Here is an 11,658-nt window from a genome sequence, read left to right on the forward strand (position 1 = left end):
CCCTTAATAACGTTCAGAAGCCAGCGCAAATTGGTTTTGCTTGTAAAGGAAAAATCCGGTGGTATAGCCTGGCTTTAACAGTTGCTCATCACCAATCAGTGCCACATGTGGAAACACGTAAATCGGAATTTGTGGGTTATCCAAAGGCTTGAAAAAGTTTTGAATTTCGTTGGATGCTTCTCTTGTATAACCTGCATAATTTACTGGTTTGGTCTGTCTTTTAGGCATAGACCAGCCAGGCATAGCATCACCTAAGCTTTGCTGATACAGCTGACTTACAGTGAGTCCACTTTCGGGAATCGTTGTAGAGCTAATCGAGTTTGATGCACAAGAACTTAATATCAAAGCACTACCTAAGGCTAAAATCGTGTGCAGTTTGTTGTAAATGACCATAATCCAATACCCTCCCGTTGGTTTCTTTATTAAGGTTGATGGTTTGTGTAATGTGAAGTGAAAGTTGGGTCGCTCTGTATCCGATGGAAGCCGGAACAAAAACCATATCAAAGCCGCCCTGAATGTGTTTTTCGAGCCAATCACCCGCTTTAACTGTTCCCTGAGACAAAGCCCCGCCTAAAGCATAGTTACCCATTGAACCCGTAGGTATTCCGGTCGCACCATTGGCATTGGCGGTATAAGTCATTTGCCATTGAGACAGTGCATTGCCAAAACCTTTAATACCATCTGAGGCCATCAATGCGGCTAATACCCTGGGGGCATTGGTGAAATATTGGCCTTTGATGCAGGGATTGCCAAATGCGGTGGTGAGGTAGCCCAAACTTTCGTTATTGACCATCTCGGTAGTGCCAGTCATTTGCTCTTTGCCCACAGTAACAAAATGCCCGTCATCAAATACAAACAAGGCAGAAGTCACATAGGCACGGACACAACTGATATTATCCAGAAAAGAACCTACACCTATGGCATAACCATTGACTTTCATACCTGCAATATTCGGTGGCAAAGGAATACCATTGGCTGCCATTAAATCGCCACGGTTAATGATGGCTGAAAAAGGAAAAAGAGGTTGCATTAACTTTCCCTCAACAGGTACTTCGCCAATTAATGCAGAGAGCAGAGTGGTTCGCCCCAGATCAGATCCTGCTGGAATGGTGTAATAGGGAATATTTTTTTTATCATTGTTATCGGTTTTGATTGTTTTGTTGCTTTGAGTGAGTTCGTGGTGTTTTTTCGTAATGCGCTTCCAATAAGCCAGTTCGTTAGGATTGCTTTCCTGTTTCATCAACAGTAGATCAATATCTTTAACGTCTTGTTCCTTCGGTGAGTTGTTTTCTCCATTAACTGTATAGGATGGCTGTTCTTGCTGGTTCTCTTGATTGTTTTTGAAATGAGCCAGCTCTTCCTTCAATGCTTCAATTTCCTTGATGACCTTAGAAGGATAAGTCGCTGGTACATCAGCATTTTGATGTTTGAATGCTTCAATATTTGCCAGCTTCTTTTCTGTTTCTTGTAGCCTTGCCGCGACATCTCTAATGTTGTCATTAAACTGACTGGCAATGGCTTCATTTAGGTTATTGGGATCTTTATGTTGTTGCTCTGAGGATGCCCTCTCATGACGGTTGCTGTTCATCATTACGAGTGCTACTACAGTAATCACCGCGCCGGTTAATACTTTAAGCCCAATATTCTTTTTCATCGCACATACTCCCGACCAGAGGCTAATGCCGTGCTAAAGGGTCTGTCCGATACCAGAAATACGGTGGTGGTATCTTCTTTCCCACGAGGTGCTAGCGTGTTGGTGGGATAAAAGGTTGCGGTTTGCCAATTACCCGACATTTGACGAGGGTCAATAATAATCTCCTTGTTAAGAAGATTTTTTAATTCCACTGCGGTGATATAAAAAGAGCCACCATGCCATGAAATGAGTGGCCTTGCTTCAATACTTGCTCCATAAAAAAGGCCAATCTGTTTTCTGGTTTGCATGGGAACACGACCTACACCCTCAGGGATAACCAACAATCTAAGTGGCGCATATAATGATTGAATGGCAAAACGAGTAAGGGTTACAGCATTCAAATCCAGAGGGTTATTTGATGCTTGCGTGGCATTGGTACTGTCTTCTTTAGATTCCAATAGAATATCGATTGGCTTAACATCATGTGCTTTATCATTAACGTTTAAGTTTAAAATAATGACCTCACCTTGAGGCATTAATTGCACCAAAAGCCGTTTGTTTTGAAAAACCTCTTTGCCTTTCAAGTACAAAGTATCTTGAACTTTCAAAACCGCAATTTTGTCGGCAGCTTCATTATCTATAATGCTTACCGCTTGTGGAAAATGTACTAGCCGTTCTTTGTTTAAAGGCAGCTCAAGCGGAATAGGTATTTTATCCCACAAGACGTGTTCTGCATTAAGTGCCAATGCGTGCTGACTAGCTGTCAAGGCAAGCAAGGCTAGTAACCACTTACCTGTTTTCATGTTGTGTACCCCCTAAATCAGTTGCTAGTAAATCTTTAACTAGAGCTTCTGGCTGGGTATAACCGTCCAAAGCCAATTGAAAAGGGTTTTGAAGACGCGACAGACTGACCTTGACTACACGTACATGGTAATCAACCACTTTGTCAGCAATGACCATTGGGCTATCGTCTTTAAGTCTTTGAGTAATGCGTAAAACCAGATGAACTTCCCATGTGTTATTACCTAAATGCTTCACATCATCGTCTTCCATAAAGCGATACAAACTGGCTACTTGTATCCGATCAAAAAGCTGAGCATCTTTATAGGTGTTTAATGTTTTATTCATTAATACCTGATGACGTGGTGTGAAATAGTAATGAAATCCTGAAAGATTATTGGCAAACTCTGTTTTCCCGCCGTTTGACCAGGTGTTTATAGTAGGCAAAAGGGTTGCAACAAAACCTTGTACGTACTCTTTGGAAATTTGGTTTTCCTTGATTAAACCGCCATTGACACTCATTGTAGGAGTTAACCAAAACTCAAAACGTTTTGGCATGTTGGTAAGTGTTGTAACCAGTCCTGCCACAATCAGAATGAGGACTGCAACAAAGGCAAGCAACAAGCGATTGATATGATTTAAACTGTCTACTTTTTTCCAATAATGAAACATGGATTACCTCACAAGTTTAGATTTTTGCCAGACACCAATATGATGAAGATAGGGCGAGCTTTTTAATCCCCAATGTGCTAACAGCAGTAAGGTCTTTTTCATCAAATAACCATGAGGCTTTCCTGCTTTAATAGCGGCTGCACGTTTGGGACAAAAGGTAATGGATGCAATAAAACCCAGGATGAAACCAACGCAGCCACAGGCCAGTGGATAGCCAATCAAAAGACCAGCCAAAGAGAACAAAATACTAATAACGGGTGTTGTCACCAGTACTATCCAGAATAGCTCTCTTAGGCTTAACCCTTTATAAGCCTCATAATCATGAGACAGATGGCGTGAAGATGGTGGGTTCATAACGCTTCCTAAATCTTGAATTTGGTGATCATGCTGTAACCGACATAGCCAGCTACAATACTGATGGCAAGATAGGTAATTCCCATCACGGCAAAAGTACCAAACGCGACCATTGAGCCATCATTCTTCTTGGATTCTTCGATCCCATGCTGGATGGTGGTAATGAATTTGATAAAACTCATCACAGCAGCAATAAAGAGAAGAAGTCCTAAACCTTGTTTGACGTAATTACCTGTTACACTCATCATGCTTTTACTGCCATCACTAATGTCATCCGCATTGAAGATTCTAGGAAACCAGCTGTCTGCAAAAAGCGCTGGCGCATAGTTTAAAGTCATGACTCCTAAACCTATTAGTTGTCCCCATTGTTTGATAGTTACAATCGACTTTTTCATAATTAACTCCCCTTAACGATTAAAATAAGAATGAACAAACAAAACCCCAATACGATACGGATTAAGCGTGATCCCAACAGAATGAGAAATCCTTCCTGATCTTTCTCCGTATTGCCCATGAACTGATTGATGCACCAGATAATCCCGATAATGACCAACATAATGGCGATAAAGCGGATGCATCCTGAATAAGCACTTGCAGCAGTGTTGCCTGCTGCTTGTTTGAAACTTGCTGCAAACGTTTTGGCAATATCCACTTTGCTCATGATTACTTTCCGATAAAATCAAGCGCTAAAGGCTTAATGGTTTTAGGCTCAATCGCTGGTTTATTGATGTAATCAATCAGTGCATTGCGAATAGTCAGCAGATCGGTACGAAGTCCGGCATATGTTTTACCGTCAGAGCTTTCAAAATTCTCAATATGTAATTGAATACGAGTATTCGGTTCGATTTCTGTTTGTGCTTCATCAAGCAACGGCATAATGGCGTTAATCTGATTAATCACTCTGACTAAGGTTTGGTTCAGTGCATCTTCTTGTGCATAGCTGGCTAAAGGCAGGATTAAGATCAGTACTAATAACAATCGTTTCATTTTTTTCTCCTTACAAATATTTCTTAAAGCGGCTTGCGGTGACAGACACCATGATGCTTAACAACAAACTCACTGGCACAAAAACAAAAGCGGGGGTTATGCTTACCGGCAGGGCAAGCCATAAGTTCAATAACAGTAAAAGACCACGTTTGAAGTAACGATTGAGCTGATGGAATACATAGGATGATTCGCGTCCCAGGGATGCTGTGCGTATGGCGCGTTGATTGAGTCCATCAACAAGTCCTACGGTAGTTGCTAGCAGAAATAAAGGGATGGCCGAGATAAGAATAACGAGTTTGATGAACATCACTTGAGTTGTTAACTCCATCAGTAACCAGACTCGTTTCGCTATGTAAATAGAATGTTCCGCTACATCATTTAATTCATTGATGCTATCAGGAAGCACCTCATTCAGATGACTTTTAATGACTGTGCTGGTTTGAACTACTTTATCGGTCAGTTCTTGTGTGGACATGTTGCCAAACCACGATTTCACTGTGTTGGCGACTTTCATGCTACTAAATCCTGTAATGGCTTGTGTTTGTTTTTGTGATAGCGTCATGACGGCATGTAATGCTTTATCAAATCCTGAGAAGCACCAAAGACTGGATACCCAACCCATAAGGATTAACCAAGCGAGCAGGACAAGTACCATGAGACTCATGATTGTTCTTTTTGATGGTTTAAGCGTTGGCGTCTTTATTGCCATAAATCACCTTCATAAAAAGCAAGTGGGTAATGGCTTTCTTGAAAAAGGCTCATCAAGTCATCGACATTGGCGGGTAATAAAGGTGCTTTGGTAAGCTGTTGCAGTGATTGGAATTGTTCGGTGTTGCTGATGTTGGCAACAAAACCTAAGGCTTGAGCTTCCTCCAATTTTTTTGCATATTTTTGTAACCATTGGCGTGAGGTAGCATCATCTCCAATAATAAATACAGGGTATGAGAAGTTGATCAGAGTTATTTTTCGTTTCTCAACTTTTCCGGCAGTAGCAAAGCTTGATACAGGGAGTCTTGCATCCAGTTTTTCTTGCAGTTTTAATGATTCTTCAGTTAATTGGGCTTGTGCCTCTTTGATGTATTGTTCCGTATTAATAACTTGCCAAGCATAACAAGAGGTAATCATTAACAGTCCCAGAAATAGTGCAATTTTGCGCATATTAAAATCTTCCTAAATCAACGATGCTGGAATGACCATTTTTGGATAGCAGCAACAGGGGCAGCGATTTTTTATTTCCCTTAAGTGACTGGTAACTTAGATCGCCGTGATTGATGCTAATACGGCTGTTATTTACAAGATGTTGTGGAATTTGATGTTGATTAGCCCATATTTGGATTGTTGCATCGTCCATACCCAATAACATCAAATGCAATCGAGTGTTTGGTGTCTGTTCTATGGCTTCAAAGAGCATCATCAAAATGGTTTTTACTTCATCTTTTTCGTTGATGAAAAAGTACAATGTATCGCCATGGCTTAACGGCACTGGTTTATGGGCATAGGGTGAATAGGGTGAAGGATCAAACTCACCGACCACGGGTATATTGGCAAATAATGAGTTGTAGGCTTTATAAAAAGCATTATTCCAGGCAATATTTTTCGATACTTTTTGTGCTTCTTGCTTTGCAGCCAGTTCTGCATAGTGACTACGTTCTATTTCATTACGGGCATTAAGACCTAGAATATCAACTGGCGTTTGCCTTAACCCCTCATAATAGAATTTACTTTTGTTTTGCATGAGCAAGACATAGCGCTTTTCTTCTTCCGGCGTTAACTCCCAGACTTTTGCCTCATGGCGTTGCGCTTCGGTTAGCGTGACTTTATTAATGTCTTGTTCCGAAGTCAGCTCGTCTTCATTAACCGTTAACCCTGTTTTTGCAAGCGTTTGATCTTGAATGGCAAGATTATTCAGAGGCTGTTGGTTTAGTCCAGGAATGTTTAGTTCAGCATGGGCTAATAAGGGAAGCAGCAAGACAGAATATTTAAGCATTAGATTCCCCCTGCATTACATCCAGTGTCACAACAACATGTTCTTTATTGCTGTTTTCCAATTCCATGCGTTGCAAACCAAAATCAATGTTTATTACTGTCCAGTCAGCCAGGTTGTCGCTTTTTTCTAAAGGAGTGGTTTTAAAGTTGTAGGCTACGGTGGCCACACTTACTTGTTGGATGCTATCGATACTGATGACCTTAAACGGCAAGGAAGCCGCAGGTAGGTATTTGATGGGATGCTGCTTTTTATCCAAAGTCGTAACCATGTCATGCAACGAATCCAGCTTTTGCGCTAACTCGGTACGATGTTCGTTAATCAAGCGATTGAGGGTAGTTTCGTCATTACTTTTGAGTTGTTCAATCAAGGAGGCCAGTTTATTGAAATCCTGATTAATAACGGTTAAATCTACTATCTCAGGTGGTTTTTTTACTTCCTGATGTACTATTCCGAGCTGTGCCTGAATCGTATCAAGACGGTTGGTAATGGCTTCCGAGTTTTGAGTTTTAAGCGGTGAATGATATTTAATACAAACAATGCCGCACGTTACAACCAACCCTAAACCAGCAGCTAATAGGTATTTATGATGAATCATGATTTACTCCCTGTTTTTATGCCATGTTTTAATTTGAAGTTCACTTGCCGTAATAGAGGATCTTCAATCAGGGCGAAGGATTGTTGACCAACAAGTACTTCGAGTCCGTCTTTAACAGTGAGAGGCCCAAGCGTTCTGTCAATTTGGGGTAAGGCTTGGCACATGATTGCTTGCAGGCTTTCAGGTTGTTTTTCTTTGGATGCCAAAGAAAAACCCGAAAATTTCAACCACCATTCAATCGCTTGACCTATTGTTTTCACTTCTTGAGGGAAATGGACTTGTTGAACCGCCAATAAAGGATTTATTTGTGCTGCCAATGGTTTATTGGCAACAGTGGCGTATCGATTGATTTGTGTCACATTTGCAGCAATAGAGGAGCAAGCAACCACGCTAAGTACACTAATCATAGACAAGCGAATCGTTGATCTCATTGTTGCTCCTTGCCATCGACTTGCTCAGGATTGGCTTGTTTTCTTAAGAAAATTTCTTTTCTATCTACATCAATATGAGGTGGTGCTTTAATACCTAAAGCAACCACCCCTCTTCGTTGATAAATGACGTGAATTTCGATCAGCCCTTTATCAATTAATATTTGCTCACCTTTTTTTCTTGTCAGTACCAACATTATTTTTCTCCGGTTATTTCATGTTTAAGATTGCTTTTATTTTTTTCAGGTGTCTGTTGGCAACAACAGGGTCACAAGGTTTATAAGGTTCTCTGTGAAAACACTCTTTTTTTCTGGCTGATAGTTGCTTGCAACACTCAATAAATTGCGCCAATGCGGGTGGCATTTCACGATTTCTTAGGCACTCGTCAATGGCTTGATCAATCAGTTTTTCATCAAACCCTTCCAGAGCTTTCGACCACTCTCTACGCGCAAACTCTGAGTAATATTCATTTTTGAATTGGCTACGCCATATGTACCCATAAAAGGTTGAAAATTTTAGAAACAGTTTGTTAACTTGCTCAGTGCATTTTCCAGAGCTTTTGGAACTCGGTGTCACTGATGCTTTCGCCTGATTGTGTAGCCCCGATGCTGTGTGTAGATGATTGGTGTGGACGATTTGTTTCATGGATTGCATATTCATACTCCTTTGCTTCAATAATCGTTGGTGTTGTTTCCCAGCATCGTTGTGCTAACCAGTTCGCTGGATATTTCCAAGCAGGCATCCAAACACCCTCGGAACGCTTTTGTTGGTCAAGTTGGATGTGTTCTGTCAGGCGAGCTATGATTCCCTGCATCAAGGTTTGAGAAGGGTTTAGCTTTTTAAACACCTCAAAAGCGTTTTCTTTTTCTTTTTTCAGTGGGTACAGATCCCAGAATTCTTCAAAGGCTTGAGATAAAGAAATAAAATAATAATTATTACTATCTTGAGGAGTGGCGGGATCATGCTTTTGAGCTGTGTCTGCTTCTAGCGTATTTGTATTAGACTCTGTTGAATCCACTAGATTTTTTTCTGGTGTTTGACTCGCGCGATGCTCAAGCGTTTTTATGGTGGGTTTGTTTTGAACCGATTCATGCCTATCCAGTAATAAACAACGCAAAACAAGTTTTCTTTCCCATGACTGGATTGTAATTAATCCGGCTTTTTCAAGCCCTTTTAAAGCACGGCGTAATTGATCTTTACTTGGACTACCACTTTTAATACCAGAATGAGGTTCTACGTAAAGCGCTTCACTCAATGACTGATAACTAATACCACGACGAATACCGACTAACCCTGTTTTGTAATCAACGTAGGGTTTAATGCCTTGAAGATAAGTTAATTGTTGTAGATAAGGTAAACCACTGAGTGCAGAACGCTCCTGATGGGTGATAATAAAAAATTCCATAGCATGACCTATTATCAATGAATAAAAAAGAAAAAATAAAACAGGATGTGATTTTTAAATAAATTTATGATTAAATATGATAAGTATCACTAATCTATAAAACACAAAACGTTTTAATTGATTTATAATACAAAACGAAATGTGTTTTTGTCAATGGGTATGTCTCATTTTTTTGAAGGATCACAATGGATATTAGAGAACAAATAGGTAATCGTATTACCAAAGCCCGTAAAGAACTGGGTATTACGATTAAAGAGTTAGCAGCAAGAACGGTGGAACTTTCTCCTGCAAGAATTAGTAATTGGGAGCAAGGAACACGAAGCCCTGGGCCATTGGAGGCTAAATTGCTTGCTGATCAGTTAAATGTGTCTGCTTCTTACTTGTTATGCTTAACGGATAATCCGCAAGGAGATTTGATTCAGAATCCTGAAAATAAGTTTAGACATATCCCTATATTGAGTATGAAAGAAGCACCGCATGCTAGAGAAATTTTAGGGCAGCAAGAACCTTTTATTTTTGAAAAAACAATTGTCATTGATAGTTTTAATTTATCCATCAAAAGCGCTTCGCTATTTGCAGTTGTTGTTGAAGATACCAGCATGCAACCTGAACTTAACCCTAGTGATATAGTGATTATTGATGGTCAATTACAACCTAATCCGAGTCAATATGTCTTGGTTCATCTTACAGAAAAAAAACAAACTGTACTGCGTCGATATGGTGAAGCAGATGGCTGTTTATTTCAGTTGTTCCCGAATGGTGAGTTATGGGCTACGATAAGTATCAAGAATTGTGATGAGGCTCAAATCATTGGAGTTGTTGTAGAGATTAGGCATTATAGGCAATAAATTTAATTTAAAACCCCTGTATCTTACTATGAGTGTGTTCTTTGATCTTCACAAGAGGGGCGAGCATTGTGTCTGATTTTCTGATAATGAATTTCTATAAAAAATTACTCTGTACATGACAAAAAAACCTGTCATGCCCGCGCAGGCGGGCAACCATCCATCAAAATAACCCGATACCCAAATCAAGCCACTGGGGATTGTTTTGCTCGATAAGATTTATTTTCCATTGTCGGTTCCATTTTTTGATGCGTTTTTCTCTGGTTATTGCTTCGTAGACATCAGAATGAATTTCATAATAAACCAAGTGATGAACATTGTATTTTTTGGTGAATCCCTCAGCCAAGCCTTCCTTGTGTTGCCAAATTCGTTGGACAAGGTTACTTGTTATACCGGTATATAGGGTTCCATATTTTTTATTGGCTAATATGTAAACATAATATTGCTTTTCTTCCATTTTTCATCCAAGTTGGTTGCTAAAAACCTACTTCCTGCCGGGTCACTGTTATTTTTCCATAAGATGCTCCGCTGCTATCAGCAAAAATATTATAAACGATCAGGAATAAGCGGGCGAGGGCATGGCGTTCAGAATTTTCAAAGCGTGTTGAAAGTGATTGGTTTTGTATGCCAACCGAACAATAGAATCGCACAAAAAATCCAGGCCATAACGAAACAGACTAACGGTAGGCCTGCCATGTTTTTTGATTTTTATTGGCTTTTGCTCATTCTGCCATTCGCCAGTACGATGAGCCCATGTAAATGCGATGGCCAACAGTGCAATCATTTTTTTTATTCGAGTTTTATCTGTGATATGCGTGTCCTCAAAGTTAAATCCACGCCCCTTAAAACAGCCGAACAGGCATTCAATTTCCCAGCGAAGCCCGTATGTTGCAATAGCTGTTTCAGGTAATTCAGTTGTTGCAACAATCAGCAGTTCACCATCAACCAATCTTAAACCAGCCAGCTAAACAAGATGTTCCCACACAAACCTTCTGCCTTTCAGACAGCGTCGTTCATTCGGTTTTAACTCATAAAATAGTGCATCAATATCAACCTTGAGTCCCTTGGCATTGGAAGTCATTGTGTTATTTTTAATTCGAATATGAAATGGAATGTTTTCCTTCAATAGCCATCCAAACCAGTCTTTTCCGACAAATTCTCGATCAGCCAATATCCCTTTAATACAACTTTTTCCAAAATGGTCAATGAACATCTGGATCAACGCCATTCTTTCCTTAGTATCGGAGTTACCTCGCTTATCCAGCAACATCCAGTAAATTGAAATGGCCGTTCCTTTGAAAACAATGCCGAGCATTAAAATATTGATGTCTGATTTCCCCCAACGCCAATTGGTTCGATCCATACTTAAATACCATTGCCCACCACTCACAAAAAACAATTTAAAAATAAATCCGGCTATTTGTTGGTAATCCAGAGGAAATTTGGAAAAAAATCGTTGAATTCTACGGTACCTTGAAGACTGAAGCGCATCACCAAATACAACACAAGCCAATTTGTTTAAATTAACTGCGCGCGTAGCAAGCAATGCAAGCAAAATATTTACAAAACATGTCATTCTCGCCTTGTTCCAGCCAAAATACACGTTTAAACTATCCTTCAACTCGCTGATACACTCCATATAACCTCCTTTGGGCGATCGAGATTATATGATGCGAGTTATCTTAATTTACTTCAGTGCCAAACTAGAAATGGTTGCCCGCCTGCGCGGGCATGACAGGTTTTTTTGTCATGTACAGAGAAAAAATTAAAAAATATATTGAAAATTAATCCCATATTGTGTATAATTGCACAGCACAGGCTTTTGTTGTAGCTTAAATTTTAGGAAAAATAATAATTATAAGGATGTTATGCTAAGTAGCTTGCTTTTATTTAAATGTTCTATAATCTCCCAGCCAGCCAGCCAGCCAGCCAGCCAGCCAGCCAGCCAGCCATCGAAAGAGCAAACGACACA

Annotated in this window: 17 protein-coding genes and 1 pseudogene; 1 reads left to right on the forward strand and 17 read right to left on the reverse strand. The window is 40.0% G+C overall.

Annotation, left to right across the window (positions count from 1 at the left end):
- Nucleotides 1-3 precede the first annotated feature (3 nt).
- The 15 genes from QM652_RS09040 to QM652_RS09110 form a co-directional block, all read right to left on the reverse strand.
- Complete coding sequence (locus QM652_RS09040) at nt 4-393, reverse strand: TIGR03751 family conjugal transfer lipoprotein (RefSeq protein WP_415074991.1); 390 nt, start codon at nt 391-393, stop codon at nt 4-6.
- Complete coding sequence (locus QM652_RS09045; RefSeq protein ID WP_415074993.1) at nt 350-1,654, reverse strand: TIGR03752 family integrating conjugative element protein; 1,305 nt, start codon at nt 1,652-1,654, stop codon at nt 350-352. The genes QM652_RS09040 and QM652_RS09045 overlap by 44 nt, the downstream gene beginning before the upstream one ends.
- Complete coding sequence (locus QM652_RS09050; protein ID WP_415074995.1) at nt 1,651-2,436, reverse strand: TIGR03749 family integrating conjugative element protein; 786 nt, start codon at nt 2,434-2,436, stop codon at nt 1,651-1,653. Before QM652_RS09050 ends, QM652_RS09045 begins: the two co-directional genes overlap by 4 nt.
- Entirely contained in the window at nt 2,423-3,085 is a 663-nt protein-coding gene (locus QM652_RS09055; protein ID WP_415074997.1) for a DUF2895 family protein, read from the reverse strand. The genes QM652_RS09050 and QM652_RS09055 overlap by 14 nt, the downstream gene beginning before the upstream one ends.
- 3 nt (nt 3,086-3,088) lie before the next feature.
- Nucleotides 3,089-3,439: a TIGR03750 family conjugal transfer protein gene (locus QM652_RS09060; protein WP_415074999.1), complete on the reverse strand. Its 351-nt coding sequence runs from the start codon at nt 3,437-3,439 to the stop codon at nt 3,089-3,091.
- An 8-nt stretch (nt 3,440-3,447) separates the two neighbouring features.
- Entirely contained in the window at nt 3,448-3,834 is a 387-nt protein-coding gene (locus QM652_RS09065) for a hypothetical protein (RefSeq protein ID WP_415075001.1), read from the reverse strand.
- Nucleotides 3,835-3,836: 2 nt separating this feature from the next.
- Nucleotides 3,837-4,100 carry a hypothetical protein gene (locus QM652_RS09070; protein ID WP_061819578.1) on the reverse strand — a complete coding sequence of 88 codons (264 nt, stop codon included), beginning with the start codon at nt 4,098-4,100 and terminating at the stop codon, nt 3,837-3,839.
- 2 nt (nt 4,101-4,102) lie between these two features.
- Nucleotides 4,103-4,426 carry an RAQPRD family integrative conjugative element protein gene (locus tag QM652_RS09075; RefSeq protein ID WP_415075003.1) on the reverse strand — a complete coding sequence of 108 codons (324 nt, stop codon included), beginning with the start codon at nt 4,424-4,426 and terminating at the stop codon, nt 4,103-4,105.
- A 10-nt stretch (nt 4,427-4,436) separates the two neighbouring features.
- Complete coding sequence (locus QM652_RS09080; RefSeq protein ID WP_415075005.1) at nt 4,437-5,135, reverse strand: TIGR03747 family integrating conjugative element membrane protein; 699 nt, start codon at nt 5,133-5,135, stop codon at nt 4,437-4,439.
- Nucleotides 5,126-5,584 carry an integrating conjugative element protein gene (locus tag QM652_RS09085; RefSeq protein ID WP_415075007.1) on the reverse strand — a complete coding sequence of 153 codons (459 nt, stop codon included), beginning with the start codon at nt 5,582-5,584 and terminating at the stop codon, nt 5,126-5,128. The genes QM652_RS09080 and QM652_RS09085 overlap by 10 nt, the downstream gene beginning before the upstream one ends.
- A gap of 1 nt (nt 5,585) precedes the next feature.
- On the reverse strand, nt 5,586-6,413 hold the full coding sequence (locus QM652_RS09090; RefSeq protein WP_415075009.1) for a TIGR03759 family integrating conjugative element protein: 828 nt from the start codon (nt 6,411-6,413) through the stop codon (nt 5,586-5,588).
- Nucleotides 6,406-7,008, reverse strand: a complete 603-nt coding sequence (locus QM652_RS09095; protein ID WP_415075011.1) for a hypothetical protein — start codon at nt 7,006-7,008, stop codon at nt 6,406-6,408. Before QM652_RS09095 ends, QM652_RS09090 begins: the two co-directional genes overlap by 8 nt.
- Entirely contained in the window at nt 7,005-7,439 is a 435-nt protein-coding gene (locus QM652_RS09100; RefSeq protein ID WP_415075013.1) for a hypothetical protein, read from the reverse strand. The genes QM652_RS09095 and QM652_RS09100 overlap by 4 nt, the downstream gene beginning before the upstream one ends.
- Nucleotides 7,436-7,633 carry a carbon storage regulator gene (locus QM652_RS09105; RefSeq protein ID WP_415075015.1) on the reverse strand — a complete coding sequence of 66 codons (198 nt, stop codon included), beginning with the start codon at nt 7,631-7,633 and terminating at the stop codon, nt 7,436-7,438. The genes QM652_RS09100 and QM652_RS09105 overlap by 4 nt, the downstream gene beginning before the upstream one ends.
- A 341-nt stretch (nt 7,634-7,974) precedes the next feature.
- Nucleotides 7,975-8,841 carry a Vir protein gene (locus QM652_RS09110; protein WP_415075017.1) on the reverse strand — a complete coding sequence of 289 codons (867 nt, stop codon included), beginning with the start codon at nt 8,839-8,841 and terminating at the stop codon, nt 7,975-7,977.
- 185 nt (nt 8,842-9,026) lie between these two features.
- Between QM652_RS09110 and QM652_RS09115 the strand changes: the two genes are divergently transcribed.
- Nucleotides 9,027-9,689, forward strand: coding sequence for a helix-turn-helix domain-containing protein (locus QM652_RS09115; RefSeq protein ID WP_415075019.1), 663 nt, complete (start codon nt 9,027-9,029; stop codon nt 9,687-9,689).
- Nucleotides 9,690-9,849: 160 nt separating this feature from the next.
- On the opposite strand, the gene QM652_RS09120 is transcribed toward QM652_RS09115, so the two are convergent.
- Together QM652_RS09120 and QM652_RS09125 are read right to left on the reverse strand one after the other, a co-directional pair.
- A complete protein-coding gene (locus QM652_RS09120; RefSeq protein ID WP_415075021.1) occupies nt 9,850-10,143 on the reverse strand; it encodes a GIY-YIG nuclease family protein in 294 nt (97 codons plus the stop codon).
- A 99-nt stretch (nt 10,144-10,242) separates the two neighbouring features.
- A pseudogene (locus tag QM652_RS09125) lies at nt 10,243-11,325 on the reverse strand (IS4 family transposase).
- Nucleotides 11,326-11,658: the final 333 nt, after the last annotated feature.

The organism is Legionella sp. (assembly GCF_047605385.1).
Classification (GTDB): Bacteria; Pseudomonadota; Gammaproteobacteria; order Legionellales; family Legionellaceae; genus Legionella.

Bases quoted from the DNA above. Each gene is read 5' to 3' on its own strand.
- QM652_RS09040 (WP_415074991.1), bottom strand. From the start codon at position 393: ATGGTCATTTACAACAAACTGCACACGATTTTAGCCTTAGGTAGTGCT.
- QM652_RS09045 (WP_415074993.1), bottom strand. From the start codon at position 1,654: ATGAAAAAGAATATTGGGCTTAAAGTATTAACCGGCGCGGTGATTACT.
- QM652_RS09050 (WP_415074995.1), bottom strand. From the start codon at position 2,436: ATGAAAACAGGTAAGTGGTTACTAGCCTTGCTTGCCTTGACAGCTAGT.
- QM652_RS09055 (WP_415074997.1), bottom strand. From the start codon at position 3,085: ATGTTTCATTATTGGAAAAAAGTAGACAGTTTAAATCATATCAATCGC.
- QM652_RS09060 (WP_415074999.1), bottom strand. From the start codon at position 3,439: ATGAACCCACCATCTTCACGCCATCTGTCTCATGATTATGAGGCTTAT.
- QM652_RS09065 (WP_415075001.1), bottom strand. From the start codon at position 3,834: ATGAAAAAGTCGATTGTAACTATCAAACAATGGGGACAACTAATAGGT.
- QM652_RS09070 (WP_061819578.1), bottom strand. From the start codon at position 4,100: ATGAGCAAAGTGGATATTGCCAAAACGTTTGCAGCAAGTTTCAAACAA.
- QM652_RS09075 (WP_415075003.1), bottom strand. From the start codon at position 4,426: ATGAAACGATTGTTATTAGTACTGATCTTAATCCTGCCTTTAGCCAGC.
- QM652_RS09080 (WP_415075005.1), bottom strand. From the start codon at position 5,135: ATGGCAATAAAGACGCCAACGCTTAAACCATCAAAAAGAACAATCATG.
- QM652_RS09085 (WP_415075007.1), bottom strand. From the start codon at position 5,584: ATGCGCAAAATTGCACTATTTCTGGGACTGTTAATGATTACCTCTTGT.
- QM652_RS09090 (WP_415075009.1), bottom strand. From the start codon at position 6,413: ATGCTTAAATATTCTGTCTTGCTGCTTCCCTTATTAGCCCATGCTGAA.
- QM652_RS09095 (WP_415075011.1), bottom strand. From the start codon at position 7,008: ATGATTCATCATAAATACCTATTAGCTGCTGGTTTAGGGTTGGTTGTA.
- QM652_RS09100 (WP_415075013.1), bottom strand. From the start codon at position 7,439: ATGAGATCAACGATTCGCTTGTCTATGATTAGTGTACTTAGCGTGGTT.
- QM652_RS09105 (WP_415075015.1), bottom strand. From the start codon at position 7,633: ATGTTGGTACTGACAAGAAAAAAAGGTGAGCAAATATTAATTGATAAA.
- QM652_RS09110 (WP_415075017.1), bottom strand. From the start codon at position 8,841: ATGGAATTTTTTATTATCACCCATCAGGAGCGTTCTGCACTCAGTGGT.
- QM652_RS09115 (WP_415075019.1), top strand. From the start codon at position 9,027: ATGGATATTAGAGAACAAATAGGTAATCGTATTACCAAAGCCCGTAAA.
- QM652_RS09120 (WP_415075021.1), bottom strand. From the start codon at position 10,143: ATGGAAGAAAAGCAATATTATGTTTACATATTAGCCAATAAAAAATAT.